The 15696-nt window shown below is 55.3% G+C and carries 16 protein-coding genes; 6 read left to right on the plus strand and 10 right to left on the minus strand.

The window, feature by feature from the left end:
• Positions 1-167 precede the first annotated feature (167 nt).
• Complete coding sequence (locus A4308_RS11960) at positions 168-794, plus strand: TfoX/Sxy family DNA transformation protein (protein ID WP_032637053.1); 627 nt, start codon at positions 168-170, stop codon at positions 792-794.
• Here A4308_RS11960 and yccS read toward each other — a convergent pair.
• Positions 751-2913, minus strand: coding sequence for a YccS family putative transporter (yccS, locus tag A4308_RS11965; RefSeq protein ID WP_023332614.1), 2163 nt, complete (start codon positions 2911-2913; stop codon positions 751-753). The genes A4308_RS11960 and yccS overlap by 44 nt on opposite strands.
• Before the next feature lie 19 nt (positions 2914-2932).
• Positions 2933-3379: a YccF domain-containing protein gene (locus A4308_RS11970; RefSeq protein ID WP_014883256.1), complete on the minus strand. Its 447-nt coding sequence runs from the start codon at positions 3377-3379 to the stop codon at positions 2933-2935.
• 123 nt (positions 3380-3502) lie between these two features.
• On the opposite strand from A4308_RS11970, the gene helD reads away from it, so the two are divergent.
• Positions 3503-5557, plus strand: a complete 2055-nt coding sequence (gene helD / locus A4308_RS11975) for a DNA helicase IV (RefSeq protein ID WP_045281285.1) — start codon at positions 3503-3505, stop codon at positions 5555-5557.
• A 58-nt stretch (positions 5558-5615) separates the two neighbouring features.
• Here helD and mgsA read toward each other — a convergent pair whose 3' ends face one another.
• Positions 5616-6074: a methylglyoxal synthase gene (gene mgsA, locus A4308_RS11980; protein ID WP_008499922.1), complete on the minus strand. Its 459-nt coding sequence runs from the start codon at positions 6072-6074 to the stop codon at positions 5616-5618.
• Positions 6075-6154: 80 nt separating this feature from the next.
• Positions 6155-6817: a curli synthesis inhibitor gene (csgI, locus tag A4308_RS11985; RefSeq protein ID WP_023332617.1), complete on the minus strand. Its 663-nt coding sequence runs from the start codon at positions 6815-6817 to the stop codon at positions 6155-6157.
• A 173-nt stretch (positions 6818-6990) separates the two neighbouring features.
• Here csgI and A4308_RS11990 point away from each other — a divergent pair, with 173 nt between their 5' ends.
• Entirely contained in the window at positions 6991-7404 is a 414-nt protein-coding gene (locus A4308_RS11990; protein WP_014883259.1) for a CoA-binding protein, read from the plus strand.
• Positions 7405-7440: 36 nt separating this feature from the next.
• Here A4308_RS11990 and hspQ read toward each other — a convergent pair whose 3' ends face one another.
• Both hspQ and rlmI read right to left on the minus strand, forming a co-directional pair.
• The gene (hspQ, locus tag A4308_RS11995) at positions 7441-7758 is read right to left on the minus strand and encodes a heat shock protein HspQ (protein ID WP_008499919.1); all 318 of its coding nucleotides are present in this window, start codon (positions 7756-7758) and stop codon (positions 7441-7443) included.
• A 60-nt stretch (positions 7759-7818) separates the two neighbouring features.
• Complete coding sequence (rlmI, locus tag A4308_RS12000) at positions 7819-9009, minus strand: 23S rRNA (cytosine(1962)-C(5))-methyltransferase RlmI (RefSeq protein WP_045134648.1); 1191 nt, start codon at positions 9007-9009, stop codon at positions 7819-7821.
• 174 nt (positions 9010-9183) lie between these two features.
• On the opposite strand from rlmI, the gene A4308_RS12005 reads away from it, so the two are divergent.
• The 3 genes from A4308_RS12005 to yccX all read left to right on the plus strand — a co-directional run bounded on the left by A4308_RS12005 (position 9184) and on the right by yccX (position 10833).
• Positions 9184-9741 carry a kinase inhibitor gene (locus A4308_RS12005; RefSeq protein ID WP_032637048.1) on the plus strand — a complete coding sequence of 186 codons (558 nt, stop codon included), beginning with the start codon at positions 9184-9186 and terminating at the stop codon, positions 9739-9741.
• A 70-nt stretch (positions 9742-9811) separates the two neighbouring features.
• Positions 9812-10540 (plus strand): AraC family transcriptional regulator, encoded by a 729-nt coding sequence (locus tag A4308_RS12010; RefSeq protein ID WP_198923225.1) that lies wholly within the window; start codon positions 9812-9814, stop codon positions 10538-10540.
• Between the two features lie 11 nt (positions 10541-10551).
• On the plus strand, positions 10552-10833 hold the full coding sequence (gene yccX, locus A4308_RS12015; protein ID WP_045281283.1) for an acylphosphatase: 282 nt from the start codon (positions 10552-10554) through the stop codon (positions 10831-10833).
• Here yccX and tusE read toward each other — a convergent pair.
• The 4 genes from tusE to A4308_RS12035 form a co-directional block, all read right to left on the minus strand.
• The gene (gene tusE / locus A4308_RS12020) at positions 10830-11159 is read right to left on the minus strand and encodes a sulfurtransferase TusE (protein ID WP_008499913.1); all 330 of its coding nucleotides are present in this window, start codon (positions 11157-11159) and stop codon (positions 10830-10832) included. The two genes, yccX and tusE, sit on opposite strands and share 4 nt — an antisense overlap.
• A 69-nt stretch (positions 11160-11228) precedes the next feature.
• Positions 11229-11780 carry a LuxR C-terminal-related transcriptional regulator gene (locus tag A4308_RS12025; protein ID WP_023332622.1) on the minus strand — a complete coding sequence of 184 codons (552 nt, stop codon included), beginning with the start codon at positions 11778-11780 and terminating at the stop codon, positions 11229-11231.
• 10 nt (positions 11781-11790) lie between these two features.
• The gene (locus tag A4308_RS12030) at positions 11791-12948 is read right to left on the minus strand and encodes a CfaE/CblD family pilus tip adhesin (RefSeq protein WP_045281282.1); all 1158 of its coding nucleotides are present in this window, start codon (positions 12946-12948) and stop codon (positions 11791-11793) included.
• Position 12949: 1 nt separating this feature from the next.
• Complete coding sequence (locus tag A4308_RS12035; RefSeq protein WP_045281281.1) at positions 12950-15667, minus strand: TcfC E-set like domain-containing protein; 2718 nt, start codon at positions 15665-15667, stop codon at positions 12950-12952.
• Between the last annotated feature and the right edge of the window lie 29 nt (positions 15668-15696).

The raw sequence follows: 15696 nt of genomic DNA on the forward strand, positions 1-15696 counted from the left end.
GCATAAAGATCAACCTCATTTTCGGAAAGCGACTCGCAAAATTCGTTCAATGTTGATGCCCCTCGAAAAATCATCTTGCTCAACGGCGCTAAGTTGCCTATTTTCCTGCTAACGGATCCGCTAGTAAGAAATTTCGCTGTTACCTTATGATTTAGAAGGGAAATATCATGAAAAAGATATCTTATGAACGGATTTATCAATCCCAGGAATACCTCTCACCGCTAGGAGAAATTCATCATCGCGCACTGTTCGGTGGCTATACCCTGGCGATAGATGACGCGGTTTTTGCCATGGTGTCAGATGGCGAGCTGTACCTTCGCGCCTGTGAAGAAAGCGCGAAATACTGTGTAAAAAATGCCGCCTCCTTTTTGACGCTGATGAAACGAGGCCGCCCGGTACTTCTCAACTATTACCGTGTCGATGATGGACTGTGGCAAGACAGGGAACGGCTGCTTCAGCTCTCCTCTTTCGCGCTCAATGCGGCGAGGAAAGAGCGCTGTCAGCGCCATCAACGAAACCGGCTTAAAGATCTGCCAAACCTGACCTTTCAGCTTGAGGTATTACTTTTTGAAGCTGGCATTACTAACGAAGAGACGCTGCGGGCACTGGGTGCCAGGGAGTGCTGGTTAAAGATGCGGGCTAAAAATAGGGCACTCGGTATTAAAGTGCTCTTCGCCCTTGAGGGGGCTATTGAGGGTTTGCATGAGGCGGCACTCCCGGCAGGCACTCGCCGGGAGTTGACGGAGTGGTTTAATGCGCTGCCTGAGCCACAGAAGAATCACTCCTCCAGGTAGCGATTTGCTGTTGTAACCGGCAAATTTCTGGCAGCAGAGCGATAAGCAGGCCAATCTGCTGTAGCACCAGCGGCGCTTTGCTGTCGTTTCCTGGCTCAAGACGCGCGATACGTTGAGTCAGTTCATCCAGCGACTGTCTCACTTTCGGTTCATCGGCTGGCCGGTGATGCAGTGCATCATCGACGTAGCAGACCGCGTCATCCAGCAGGTTGAGTATGCCCGGGTTGACCAGTTTCTCGCGGTGTGCACCCAGGGTGGAAATATAGCTGGTGAAGGTATGGTTGAGGCAGAGCAACCGGAAAGCCGTCTCACGCATCTCGGCCGTGGCACGAGGCTCCGTTGACATGTTAGAGACAACCGAAGCCAGTTCAGCATCACTGTTGTGCGCGTCGCGGCGGGCTATCCGATAAGCCAGACGGTTATCGCGTCCCTGGTGGTACTGCTCAAGGATGGCATCCAGGTATCGACAGTTGGCGTTCAATGCCCTGTCTAACACCCGCGGTAAATTACGGAAACGCCAGTCCGGCCAGATAAAGCTCACCGCTGCCCAGGCAATCGCACAGCCGATCAGGGTATCGAGCACGCGAGGCAGGGCGACCTCGAACCCTTCACCCAGCAGGTTAAAGCAGAGCAGCACCAGCAGCGTGATAAACATGGTGGCATGAGCGTACTGCACGTTGCGAAACGCGAAAAACAACACGCCGGTAATCACAATCAGCACCAGCTGCCCTTCAACAGAAGGCACGAAGTACAGCACGGGAAGTCCAATCGCGACACCGACCAGCGTACCGATAATACGCAGCGCAAGGCGGTGCCGGGTGGCGTTATAGTTTGGCTGGCAGACAAACAGGCTGGTCAGCAGGATCCAGTAGCCATGCTGCAAACCGGTTATCTGGATAAAGGCATAACCGACGCATAGCACCAGAGACATTCTCACCGCGTGGCGAAAGAGCGCCGACTCTGGCGTAAAGTTGCGGCTCAGCCGTAGCCACATATCGCTAAAGCTATGCACGCTGTCATCAGCCAGCTGATTTTCCACATCATTACCCGGTTGCGCCATCGCCTGTTCGGATTCGATGGTCGCCAGCTGAGCATCTATAGCCCGCAGGTTGTTGAGCAGAAAACCCAGCGCTTTGATATGTTCCGGTGATGTTCCGCTGGCCTGAACGCGATCGAGCGCCGCATCAAGATGGCTAAACACGCGTTCGAAACGGGGGTCATGCTGATAGGGCGTGCGCAGCAGAATGGATCGCGAGAGCTGCTGGCAGGCCAGGGACTGCATGGACAGCAGGCGCTGGAAGCGGAACATCACGTCGCTGTAGCGAAACTTTTCACGCAGGGCGGCATACTGAACATGCGAGGAACTGGCGCGTTCATGAATGTCCTGGGCGGCAAAATAGTAGTGTAAGGTTCTTCGCGTTCCACGCTGACCGCGATCGCCGCGCAGACGGGTAAGCAGCGAGGCTTTCGTCTGGTTAAGGGTAGTGACCAGCTGACCGTTTGCCAGCGCCAGATCGTAAAGCGGCGCCTGGCTTTCTTCTTCAATATCCGGGTCAAACAGCCGGGATTTCAGTTCCAGATAATGGGCCAACTGCTCAAAGCTACGGGCAAGGTTATCCTGCAGCGGGCGAACCGGGAAGATAAGATGGCCGGTTAACGTCAGCAGGTTATACCAGATGGCGCCCAGCAACAGCAGTAGAGGTTGCTGGTACCACTGGTCGTAAAGTGATACGCCCAGCATGGTATAGATGGCGATCAGTAAGGCGCCGAAGGCGATGGTGGCGTAGCGCTGCCCCAGTCCACCCAGCAAAATAAACCCGCTGGTCGAAAGCGTCAGGCCCAGCGCAAACAGCCACGGCCAGGGGAAGAGCAACTCAACGGATGCTGACGCAATAAAAAAGCAGACGAGCGTAATCACCAGATTACGCAAACGACCGGCCAGGCGATCGTCCAGATCCGCAAGCGCCCCGGCCACCACCCCCAGCGTGAGCGGGATGGTGAGTTTGACGTCATTCAACCACCACGGCAGGGCTACCGTGCCGCAAAGCGCGATAAAAATCCTGACGTTGTAAAGCCAGGAACTGTTCCAGGTATAACGGCGAAGCAGTGGGCTTAGCATAAACGCGGCCAGTCCTTATTTACTGAAAACGACGGCGTGCGTTCGCTTCACGCGCCGCCTGGGCCACTTCAACCGGAACAACTCTGCGCCCGACGGGCCAAAGGGCGATGGCGGCGATCTTAAAGTTTGCGAGCCCTACCGGAATCCCAATAATTGAGATGCACTGTGCAATACCGGCAAAAATATGCATGATGCATAGCCACCAGCCAAAGAAAATCAGCCACAGAATGTTCAGCAGGGTTCCCCCCGTGTTCATCAGGGCGTTCTTACTTTCCGGATTCAGTTCGTCAACGTGGATGGCTTCGTTACCGTAGGGGATTAACGAGAGTTTGGTGATTTCCCAGCAGGAGCGGGTCAGGGGGAGTGTGAAAATCAGGACGATGCTCACCAGTGTGGCAAAAAGCCAGGAAAGGGTGGTGGCAAAACCGCCCAGCACAAAATTCAACACATTCAGAACGGTACGCATAAACCCTCACTTCCTTTCGATAAAATTAACGCCCAATGATTGTAACGTTTTTTTAGGCTGGAGCACCTTAAAACTGGCAGTTAAACTGTCAGGTAAATTATCTCTTCGTGGATTTGGCGGGACATGGAACTGAAAGCAACTTCATTAGGCAAACGCCTGGCGCAACACCCCTATGACAGCGTTGTTTTGCTCAACGCCGGGGTGAAAGTCTCCGGAGAACGCCACGAATACCTTATTCCGTTTAATCAGCTTCTGGCCATCCACTGTAAGCGTGGGCTGGTATGGGGTGAGCTGGAGTTTGTTCTGCCAGACGATAAAGTCGTGCGTCTTCACGGCACCGAGTGGGCGGAAACCCAGCGTTTTCATCACCACCTGAACGCCCGCTGGCAGCAGTGGAGTCACGACATGAGCGTGATTGCCGCCCAGGTTCTGCACCAGGTGCTGGACGAGATTGCCCAGAGCAACGCGCAACAAACGTGGTTGACCCGCCAGCAGACTGCCGGGCTGCAGCAAAAGATTCGCCAGGCACTCTCGGCCCTGCCGATTGCCGTAACGCGTCTTGATGAGTTCGACAACTGTCGCGACGCCTGGCGTCAGTGTCAGGCCTGGCTGAACGATAGGGATAAGAGTCGGCTGGCGCATAACCAGGCCTGGACAGATGCCATGCTGGCCCAGTACGCCGACTTTTTCAGTACGGTGGAATCTTCGCCGCTCAACCCTGCGCAGGCTCGCGCGGTGGTCAATGGCGAGCAGTCGCTGCTGGTGCTCGCGGGGGCAGGAAGTGGCAAAACGTCGGTACTGGTGGCGCGTGCAGGCTGGCTTCTGACGACCGGTGAAGCGGTTGCCGATCAGATTCTGCTGCTGGCTTTTGGCCGTAAGGCTGCTGAGGAGATGGACGAACGCATTCAGCAGCGTCTGCATACCCGGGACATTACTGCCAGAACCTTCCATGCCCTTGCGCTGCATATCATTCAGCAGGGCAGTAAAAAAGTGCCTTCCGTCAGTAAACTGGAAAATGACACGCAGGCGCGCCAGGCGCTGTTTATCAAAACGTGGCGTCAGCAGTGCAGTGAGAAAAAAGCGCAGGCGAAAGGGTGGCGTCAGTGGCTGGAAGAGGAGCTCAACTGGGCAGTGCCGGAAGGCAGTTTCTGGCAGGATGATAAACTGGCGCGTCGGCTGGGATCGCGTCTTGACCGTTGGGTCAGCCTGATGCGGATGCACGGTGGCTCACAGGCAGAAATGATTGAAGGTGCGCCAGAGGGGATCCGCGATCTATTTTCGAAGCGGGTCAAACTGATGGCACCGCTCTTAAAAGCCTGGAAAGCCGCGTTGAAGGCGGAAAATGCCGTCGATTTTTCCGGTTTGATCCATCAGGCGATCGTCATTCTTGAGAAAGGACGTTTTGTCAGTCCGTGGAAACATATTCTGGTGGATGAGTTTCAGGATATCTCACCCCAGCGCGCAGCACTGCTCTGTGCGCTACGGGCGCAAAATAAACATACCTCGCTGTTTGCGGTGGGGGATGACTGGCAGGCCATCTATCGCTTCAGCGGCGCACAGCTTTCACTCACGACCGCGTTCCACCACTATTTTGGTGAAGGGGATCGCAGCGATCTGGACACCACGTATCGCTTCAACTCCCGGATTGGTGAAATCGCCAACCGTTTTATCCAGCAAAACCCGCATCAGCTGACCAAGCCGCTTAACAGCCTGCGGCCTGGGGATAAAAAAGCCGTCACCCTGCTGGCGGATGACCAGCTGGAACCGCTGCTGGACAAGCTCAGCGGCTATGCGAAGCCCGATGAGCGTATCCTGGTGCTGGCGCGTTATCATCACCTTAAACCCGCAGCGCTGGAAAAAGCCGCAACCCGCTGGCCGAAACTGCAGCTTGAATTTATGACCATTCACGCCAGCAAAGGGCAGCAGGCCGATTATGTGATTGTGATGGGGCTGAAAGAGGGCAGCGACGGTTTCCCGGCTCCGGCCCGTGAATCGGTGATGGAACAGGTCCTACTGCCGGTGCCGGAAGATTTCCCGGATGCCGAAGAGCGACGTTTGCTTTATGTGGCAATGACGCGCGCACGTCACCGCGTCTGGCTGCTGTTCAATAAAGCGGAGCCATCCGTGTTTGTCGATATTCTGAAGAGTATTGATGTGCCGGTAGCGAGAAAGCCGTAACGACGACGAGCAAGGATGGGTAGGCCGGGTAAGGCGAAGCCGCCACCCGGCAAAAAAGCTACTTCAGTCTCTCAGAAAGATAACGCTGATAGTCCGGAATCAGGATATCAACTGGCGAATTGAACTGCGGTGATTCGATGATGAAATCCGCCGTCGAGAGGTTTGTCGCCACCGGAATATTCCACACCGTCGCCAGACGCAGCAGGGCTTTAACATCGGGATCGTGCGGAACCGCGTTCAGCGGATCCCAGAAGAAGATCAGCACGTCAATCTTCCCTTCGGAAATCTGCGCGCCGACCTGCTGATCGCCGCCCATCGGGCCGCTCAGCATCGCATTGACCTCCAGACCCGTTTCGCGCTGGATCAGGTTTCCGGTGGTGCCGGTCGCTGAAAGGGCATGCTTTTCCAGCAAAGACTGATGGCGGCGCACCCAGTTAAGCAGCATTTGTTTACAGTGATCGTGCGCCACCAGTGCAATGTGTTTGCGTTCAGGCAGCGTGCGTGTTGTCAGTTCCATAATCATATCCATCAGGTTAACTGACTACACGATGACGGGAAGCGCCTGACGCTGCAAGCGTCAGGCGAAAAAAATGTGGCTTAGGATGAAGGTTGTTGCTTTGCCCACTGTAAAAATCGGGCCCGCGTGTCGGGATCGGCCTGCTGGAACCAGAATTTCAGGCGCTGTTCCGTCAGCGTCTGGGACTGAGGCGGGATAACATCCAGTTCTGATACGCCGGAAAGCAGCGTACTGTCGTCGGCCATCAGGGTGGCAAACTGCGGAAGGGAGGCGCGTTTACCGGCTTTGTTATAAACCTGCGTAGCCGCCTCGTAATCCGGGCCTTTCGGGGACGTGGTTAATGCCAGAATATCCAGCTTCACCGGGATCGGCATCGCATCGCCGTCCAGCAGTTCAATGCGCGGCGAGGCGTCAAAGGCCGCCGATTCCTTTTCTGTTTCAAGGCGAGGCAGGGTAATGTTCACCTGACTGATTTGCCGGGTATTAAAGCTGATAATCAGCGGCGGAGAGATGTACAGTCGTTGCTCATGGTTAGCCAGGCCGATCGATTTTTCTACCCGAAAGACCAGTTGATGGGGGCCGTTATCTAATTCGATGCTGTCAGCACCGCGTAATAATGAGCTGGACACTTTTTTTCCGTCCAGTACCAGAAGATCAATGTCGCCAGAGAGCCGAAGCGTGGTAGCAAATACGCAAACCGGCATCACTAACGCAATCAGAGCCGTGGCAATACCGGTTTTCATAGGAGGCTCCCGTCAGACATACTGTCGCCGCATTAATGTATCTAAATTTTTCGATAATCACGTTTACTAACATATAGACATATTTTGCCGTTTTGCCCTCATGCATCTGTATGGGATGGATGGTTGAGATGTGCGCTTTGGCGTACACTTTTAAAAAAGCCAGGAGAAAAACCATGAAAGAGAATGATGTTGCTGAGATTTTGACATCCACGCGGACCATTGCGCTGGTGGGCGCGAGCGATAAACCCGATCGTCCCAGCTATCGGGTGATGAAGTACCTTCTCGATCAGGGTTATCACGTCATCCCGGTCTCGCCAAAAGTGGCGGGGAAAACGTTGCTGGGCCAGCAAGGGTATGCGACGCTCGCTGACGTACCCGAAAAAATTGATATGGTCGATGTCTTCCGTAATTCCGAGGCCGCATGGGGCGTAGCGCAGGATGCTATTGCCGTCGGGGCGAAAACCCTGTGGATGCAGTTGGGTGTGATTAACGAGCAGGCGGCCGTGCTGGCGCGTGAAGCGGGTCTGAAGGTGGTCATGGACCGATGCCCGGCGATTGAGATCCCCCGTCTGGGGCTGGCGAAATAATAAAAAAAAGCCCGTTATCGGGCTTTTTTTACACACTTAGTTCCGCAGGCGCGGAGCCTGTAGCTGTTTACGGATGGTCTGAGCAAGTTCATCCATCGTAGGTTGCTCCGGATGCTCTTCCTGCAACTCACTACTCAGCTGCGCTTCGGCAAGGTAGGTATGAACGGGTTGTCCGTCGTCACCTTCCATCACCACATGGTACCAGGGCGCAGCGCGAAGCTCGGCGTTAACCGCCAGCTCGTCTGCTGACGGTTCATCAAGGGAATACTCCGGGTCGATATCGACGACCACACCCAAATACCCTAGCAAAGTGTGGCGGACCTGCTGGCCGATACCGAATTTGCTGGCAATCATAGTCACCTCCCGGGAAATACGACTTACACGTTATGTGTGGTCAATATTTCTCTTTTCAAGTTACATGACGCGACAGGCAAACCCTTTCAGATACAGCCCTTCCGGGTAGGTAGCAATCACGGGATGATCGGCTGCCTGACGGAACTGCTCTATAAATTGTACATCACGACCAGCATCTATTGCGGCATCGGCGATGATTTTCTGAAATAAATCTGTGGTCATCAGACCGGAGCAGGAGAACGTCAGCAGAACGCCACCCGGGTTCAGCAGCTGGATGGCCAGCATGTTGATATCTTTGTACCCGCGGCAGGCGCCCATCAGCTGGCTTTTATTCTCCACAAACTTAGGGGGATCCATCACGATAACGTCGAACTTCTCGCCCTGATCGCGATATTTACGCAGCAGCTTGAAAACGTCGTCGCGTACAAACTCCGCTTTGCTCAAATCCAGCTTGTTTAGCTCGACGTTTTGTTTTGCCACGTCAAGCGCTTCCTGTGACGTATCAACGCTGACGACCTGCGCACAGCCACCCATCAGCGCCGAAACGGCAAAACCGCCGGTATAGGAGAAGCAGTTAAGTACGCGCTTGTCGGCGACGTACTGGCGTGTCGCCAGACGGCTGTCGCGCTGGTCAAGGTAATAGCCCGTTTTGTGACCGCCCTGAATATCCACCAGCAGCTTCATGCCATGTTCTTCAATGGGCAGCAGGGCTGGCGGCAGTTCGCCCGTTACTGGCCCCTGAGTCAGCTCCATGCCCTCTTTTTTGCGCACTGCCACATCGCTGCGGTCGTAAATGGCACACTGCGGGAACAGCGTTTGCAGCGCGCTAATCAGCGCGGCACGCTGGTATTCCGCTCCGGCGCTCAGGAGTTGCAGCACCAGGAAGTTGCCGAAGCGATCGATGGTCACACCCGGCAGGCCGTCGGACTCACCGGCGATCAGACGATAGCTGTCCAGACCGTCACGCTTTGCCAGCCACTCACGCCACTGCTGCGCCTGCTGCAGGCGGCGAATGAAGAAGTCGATATCAATGGTTTCATCTTTGTCGAAGGTCCAGACGCGAGCGCGGATCTGGGACGCAGGCGAGTATGCGCCTCGCGCTAACCATTTCCCCTGATGGTCAACGATATCAATGGTTTCACCGAGGCTGGCTTTGCCTTCCATGCGGGCAACTGCGCCAGAAAAAACCCAGGGATGACGGCGCAGTAAGGATTTCTCGCGCCCTTTGGCTAACACTAAACGTACACTCATAATTTGCTGTTCTGTCGATTTCAGGGAAATGGCGCGTAGATTATCACATTCAGCAAGTCGCAATCATCTGTGGATGCCTTTGAGCGTTTCGGCACAAAATCAAATCGCTTAAGCACATTACGGTATGGCCGCGTGCCTTACATTGGGGCTTCCCGTTCAGCAAAGGACTCCCCCATGAAAAAGCGCAATGTAATAGTAACAACCGCTCTGGCGGCGATAAGTTTTCAGGTTTTAGCGGCAACGCCTTTCAGTATCACCAGTCAGGATATCTCCAGGGAGCACCGTTTAGCGCAACAGCAGGTGTTCAACGGTTTTGGCTGCCACGGTGATAACCAGTCTCCGCAGCTTGCATGGAAACATCCGCCAGCCGGTACGAAAAGTTTTGCCATCACGGTATATGACCCCGATGCCCCCACCGGCAGTGGCTGGTGGCACTGGACAGTCGCCAATATTCCTGCGAAAACAATGGCACTGCCCGCGGGCGCGGGTAACCCAAAGAGTGAGAAATTACCCGCTGGCGCGGTGCAGGGGCGTAATGACTTCGGTTATTCTGGATTTGGCGGCGCATGTCCACCTGAGGGAGACAAACCGCACCGTTACCAGATTACCGTCTGGGCGCTGAACGTGGACACACTGCCCCTTGATAACAATGCCAGCGGCGCGCTGGTCGGTTATATGATAAACAGTCACGTTCTCGGAAAAACGCAGTTAACCGCAACGTACAGCAGATAAGGATGACCCGGTGCAGGAGTTTTACCTTCAACATAAACAGCTGACGGCGGGCGAAGTCAGTGCCAGCAAAATGCATCGCCTGCACCAGGTTAAACTTTTTTTTCCAGCCATTTGTCACATTACTCACGGCAGTAAGGTCATTGTTCAGGATGACAAGCGCCTGGTGGCAACGAGGGATGCGCTGATTATTATCCCGGCCAATACGTCAATGGAGATTATTAATCAGCCTGCGAACGGCATGTTTCGATCGGACTTGCTGATGTTGTCGCCAGAAATCCTGGCCGAGTTTAAAGCGCATTACCTGAAATCCTGGCCGGGCACGACGTTACATTCCCTTTGTGTCCCGTTGAGCGAGGGGCTGGCGTTTATGTGGGATAACCTGCTGCACGCCGTGCGTCAGGATTTACCGGAGGCGTTACAAAAACATCAGGCCTTCGGTCTTTTGCTGGCATTGCTGCATGAAGGCGTGGCAGGTCCGCTGCTTATTGAGCGAAGCAGTAACCTGACTGAGCAGGTGCGGCAGTTCATCATGCTATCGCCGGCCAGATCCTGGACTGCGCAGGATATCGCAAGCCGTCTGGCCTTAAGCGTGCCGACGCTGCGCAGAAAGTTGCGTGAAGAGTCGCAGAGTTTTCGCCAGATCGTGGAAGAGGTGAGAATGGCCGTTGCGCTGTCACAGCTGCAATCGACCCGATTACCCATTGGCGAAATCGCATTACAATGTGGGTATCTTTCCAGTTCTCGTTTCACCGCCCGCTTTCGGCAGCACTACGGCTGTTTGCCGAAAACGCTACGTTAAGGAGAAGAAAAATGTCAAAAGTTTGCACTATTGCCTGGGTTCACGGCATCGTTCAGGGCGTCGGGTTCCGCTACAGCACCCAGCGTGAGGCTCTTCAGCTCGGGATCACGGGCTATGCGCGAAACATGGATGACGGCAGCGTTGAGGTGGTTGCCTGTGGCGACGCGGAGCAGGTAGAAAAACTGATGGTGTGGCTGAAAGCGGGTGGCCCGCGCAGCGCGCGGGTTGACAGGGTGCTAACAGAACCGCATCAACCCGGCCGGGAATACGAGAGCTTCAGTATTCGTTATTAAATGCACTTCACCGGCTTTGGCAGGCCAGCAATTTTGGTGGCCTGTTTTGCCGGGCCTTTCGGAAACAGACGATACAGATAGCGGCTGTTGCCTTTCTCTTCGCCAAACTTATTGGCCATCGCTTTCACCAGCATGCGGATCGCCGGAGAGGTATTAAATTCGAGATAAAATTCGCGCACAAAACGCACGACTTCCCAGTGTTCGGGGGAGAGGGTGATACCTTCGTTTTCGGCGATTTTTTCCGCCAGTGGCTCGCTCCATAGCGTGGTATCTTTCAGATAGCCTTCGCTATCGGTCTCAATTTCCTGGCCTGCAAAAATGAACATAGTGCTCTGTCGATAAAGTAAAAACCGCCCCTAGTCTAGCAAAGAAGGGGCGGCATGAGAAACTTCGGTCTACAGAAGAAGCTGTAGCAGATTGTTGGCATTCAGCTTTTTTAACGCGTTGCATTTGTACGTCGAGACCTGTTTTTCGCTCATCTGCGTCATTGTCGCAACATGTCTTACCGATTGCCCGTTAACCAGCCTGTCGAGAACATTGAACTCCATGCCCGTCAGGCAACAATTCAGGCTGCGGACCCGACGGGGCTCTTTTGCAAGCAGATACGCTGCATCCGCGACGGCAATTCTGTCATCAATAATATATGAGGTCAGCGTGGCAAAACGCTTTCGCAGATGCGTGGCCAGCGCCCAGCCTTTTTCATTGCACACCAGATAAAGCGTTCCTTCCCAGCGGCTGGCCTCTAGCTGAAGCAGAATCTCAACCAGCGCCTGATGCGTCCCGGCGACGGAAAAGCGGCAGCGCACAACGAGGGTGTCGCAGGCCAATAACGAATGGCGCCACGTTACCGCGCCGCTTTCAACCAGCATTTGAGCGTTACGGCGCAGAAGGGCGTAGCGTAAACCTTCGGCATAAAAGCGATTATTATCAAGAATAACGTAATTCACGGCGGCCTCCTTATAACGTACTGGGTGTGTAGATAATGCGTAGCGTGCCGGTGTAATCCCCGGCATTTTTGCTGCTGGCAGTAAATGAAGGGGTTTTCAGGATAATAGGGGCTGGCACGCACAGTACGCTCTCGCGTCCGCCGGGCAGGACGACCTGACGCAGATACTGCGGATCGTTAGTCCCTTGCCAGACCACGGTTTTACCGTTAGCGACGATGTCTGTTGCGCCTGTGATGGGATGGGTGACAAAGACCTGATAGTCGAGACGGTCTCGCGCATCGGTCTGGCTTCCTCCGCGTCGCCTGATTGAAAACGCACCTTCAGTACGGCCCGCTGAGGCGAGTCCGTCGTCCTCAAACCGAAGGTAGGTGCGGGTGCTGGTGCTGTTTTTACCATCGTACAGGCACATATCCAGCGTATTTTCTCCCTGGATCTCACTGCCAGCCGGCCGCCCCGGGAAGTTAGTCAGGTTGAGGTTAACGATGGGCGTGGAGTGCGGAAATGCCGGCAGATAAATCTGCTGATTACCCGGATCGACCACCTCAATGCGAATGTTTGCCTGCCACCTGGCGATAGTGAGATAGCCAGGGCATCCGACGTTTACGTCATTGAAGTTCCCGCCACAGTCGGCGCTCCCCCATTGACGCAGGTTCTGCTTCAGCGTTGCGGTCCAGATCCCCGGCAGGGCGAGCTTATCCAGTTCGCTTTTCACAATATAGAAATCGAAGTAGGGCTCTCTGTTCCAGTCAGCAATTGTGGCTGTTCCGCCTGTCACAAAGCTGGCGAAGGTAAACACTTTATTGTTGATAAACATGTAGTGATCGCCATACACCTTGATATCCACCGTCTTGCTGGTGAGGGTATGCGTGAAACGTAAATTGATGGCATAGGGCGCGGCCGGGTTACCCGAGAACCAGACCGGAGAGTTCATGCAGGCCCCGTACGTGGCGTCGGTCCGGGACTGACAGGTCAGGGTATTACGTCCCCACTTTTGCGGGTCGGCGGTGTCAAAGCCGCCCGATTCATGCAACCAGATATCGAAACGCGCAGGCGGTGCCGTGCGATCGAAGCTGATCCCAACGCTGGTGTTTCGTCCCGCAGGGGCGCCCGCCAGCGTCTGGCCTGTCCACAGGCTTAACAACAGTAAAATAAAGAGGTACTTCATCACATCATTTCCCTTTAGTGAGGTTGTCGGCGTTCATGGCAGTTGGCCCGGCAGGTACCGATCGTCCGGCGAGCATCAGCTGTGCCTGCTGCTGGACGGCATCTGGCAGGGCCGAGAAGGTTAATTCCCGACAAGGAATTGAGCCGACATAGCGCACCACGTCGCGCATACTTTTCACGTTGAGTTCGCACAGATAAAACTGCTGCTGACGCACCAGGTAGAGGTTATGCAGCAGGGCATCGCTCTGGGCGCTGAATCCGCCGTTGCCGAGATCGCTCCAGCCGTTAACGTTCAGCGGCACACCACCGATAAACGGCGAATGACGCTCGTCGGTTAACTGGCCGAGCCAGGTGTAGCTTGCGGTGGTTTGCACATCCCGACGCAGCAGTTTGCCTGGCACCATAAACAGCGTTCTGCTGCCTGAACCTTGCGTGATCTCACTGCTGGCTCCCCGGGATACATCCAGCGATTCGTTAATCGTCAACGTGGTCTGCTGGTAGCCCGGTACGGCGAAGAGGGCGCGGCTATTACCCGGAATGTCTGCGCTCCCGCTGTTATCCAGCGACACGGCAACGCTCGGAGCCTGGGTATCAGTCGGTGTGGCAACGTTAACCGCGACGGCGGAAGCAGGGCGTCCGTCGCTCCAGCGGCCCAGCCACAGGCCAGAACGCGACAGCGCAAGTGTCGAGCTGTAGTTGCCGCTGGTGCTCAGCGTATGGCGTCTGTCCTGACGATCCCAGGCGTCGCTGACGGTCAGACTGCCGTTGCCATATCGCCCGCCCTGGCGCGTATAGGCTGAGGTATTCAGCGAGTCGCTGTTAATGCCTGATGCGCTAAGGCCGTACTCGTTTTCACCGCGTGCATCGCTGTACCAGTTATGCGCCACGTTGTAGTTCAGCTGATTTTTTTCACGCTGCTGGTGCTGCCAGGTCGCCCCCAGAGAGGTATAGCTAGACGCATCACCCTGACGGTTATGCGCCATGGACAGGCTCACGCTCAGGTAGCCGCCTTTGTCCCTGCCGTCGCGGGCATCATCGTTGCGCATGAAGAGGTTAACGCTGCTGTTAATGTTCAGACCATGGGTGCTAAAGGCATTGCTCAGGCCTCCCTGCCAGGCCCGCGAGCGCGAGCGGGTCATATAGACCGATTCCCATGGCAAACCCGCATCGTGGCGATCGTCGCTATCCGGCAGCTCCCGGCGTGAAACGTACCGTCCTTCGTTGCGGTTATCCGAATAGCCGAGGCTCGCATACCAGGCGCCGACAGGGACGGAAAACATCACCGAGAGGGTGCGATAACAGCCGTTCACGGCGTCAAACCCGGCGCTTCGGGTGTTGCAGTTTTCCGCTGATAGCGCGTTGCGATAGAGGCTCAGTGAAAAACCGTCGTTGTAGCTGATTTGCTGAATATTGCCGCGCTGGCCTTCGCTGCCGTAAAGGTAGCTAAACCGGGTACTCAGCACGCCGTCGATCGGGCCCGCGTTGAAGCCCCGGCTCCAGTCGAGCGCATTTTCCAGGAAGCGCTGGTTTTGCTTTATCGTTGCTCCGCTGGTAAGCGCTAAGGTCTCGGTGACGGGCAGGCGTACGCCCGCCTGCGCAACCGCGCTGGGTTCTTCGTTTTGATCGCTATTGTCGGTTTCACCCGCCTGCAGGAACCACTCGACGCGGTCGAATGGCGTAATGCCGGTTCGGGTAAACGGCACCTGCTCGGTGCGCGTTAGCCGGTTATTTTCATAGACCGACAGCGTGACGGTGTAGCTCCCGTCCGGAAACGATCGCGTGTCGAGAGTTTGTGCGCCGGCATTCAGGTAAAAGCTGGCCAGCAGCTGACTGCCACGGCGGGCATCAATACGTGCGTCATGGGAAAGCAGCACGGTGATAGGGGTTCCCTTTGACTGCTGAACCGGATTTATCCACGCCCGTGTTGAGCCTGCGCGCACGCCGCGAATTTTCCCCAGCGGAAGCTGGCTGAGGTTGATATTTCCACCGGCATTACTGAACAGATCGCGGGTATCCATTTCGCCCAGCTGGACATAGTACTGACGCAAGATATCCTGGCGGAACCAGGCATTGTTAACGGTGATTTCCTGTTGCTGCTGGTGCCTTGAACGCTGTCCCAGCCAGGTCCAGTCGAGGTTAACATAGCCGTCCTGCGTGAGCGCCAGCGCGCCATTGCCCTGCACGGTGGCTGACTGATAATCCCTGTCGGCAACAAAATTAACATTCTGCTGATGGATAAGCGCATTTTCGGTGTCCTGCGTGGGCTGATACCACTGATTTTCCGCGGTGGCTTTAGGCAGGAATTTCTTGTCTAAAAACAGGCTAATACGGGCGTTATTCTCGTCATAGATAATGGCCGCGCGGTCGGTATCAATGTAATCGCAGCCCGCTGCGGAGCTGTTGCTGCTGCAGGCCAGGTTGCCGTTACGGGCAAGCGGAACGGCCAGCGTGGCAGACACGGTGGCAACGAGAGCAGGGTCGTCGTTAAACCGTCGTTTGATGGCCGCTACAATGGTTTCAGGTGCGACAAAACTGACCGTTTCAAGCGTGATATCCGTTTCAAACAGGCCAAGCGACTCGCCATAGAGGTTTACCTCTGTCCACAGGCGCTGGGTTTTCGCCAGATCTTCAAAACCTGCCGGGACGGTCATCCCGGCACAGGCGAGTTGGATGGAAGCGGGTAACAAAGCAACAAAGAGGAGAGTATTTCTGTGAAACGCCATGAACGAGCCTCGACATCATCCTGACGTCA

The organism is Enterobacter sp. ODB01 (genome assembly GCF_001623605.1).
GTDB classification, from domain to species: Bacteria; Pseudomonadota; Gammaproteobacteria; order Enterobacterales; family Enterobacteriaceae; genus Enterobacter; species Enterobacter kobei.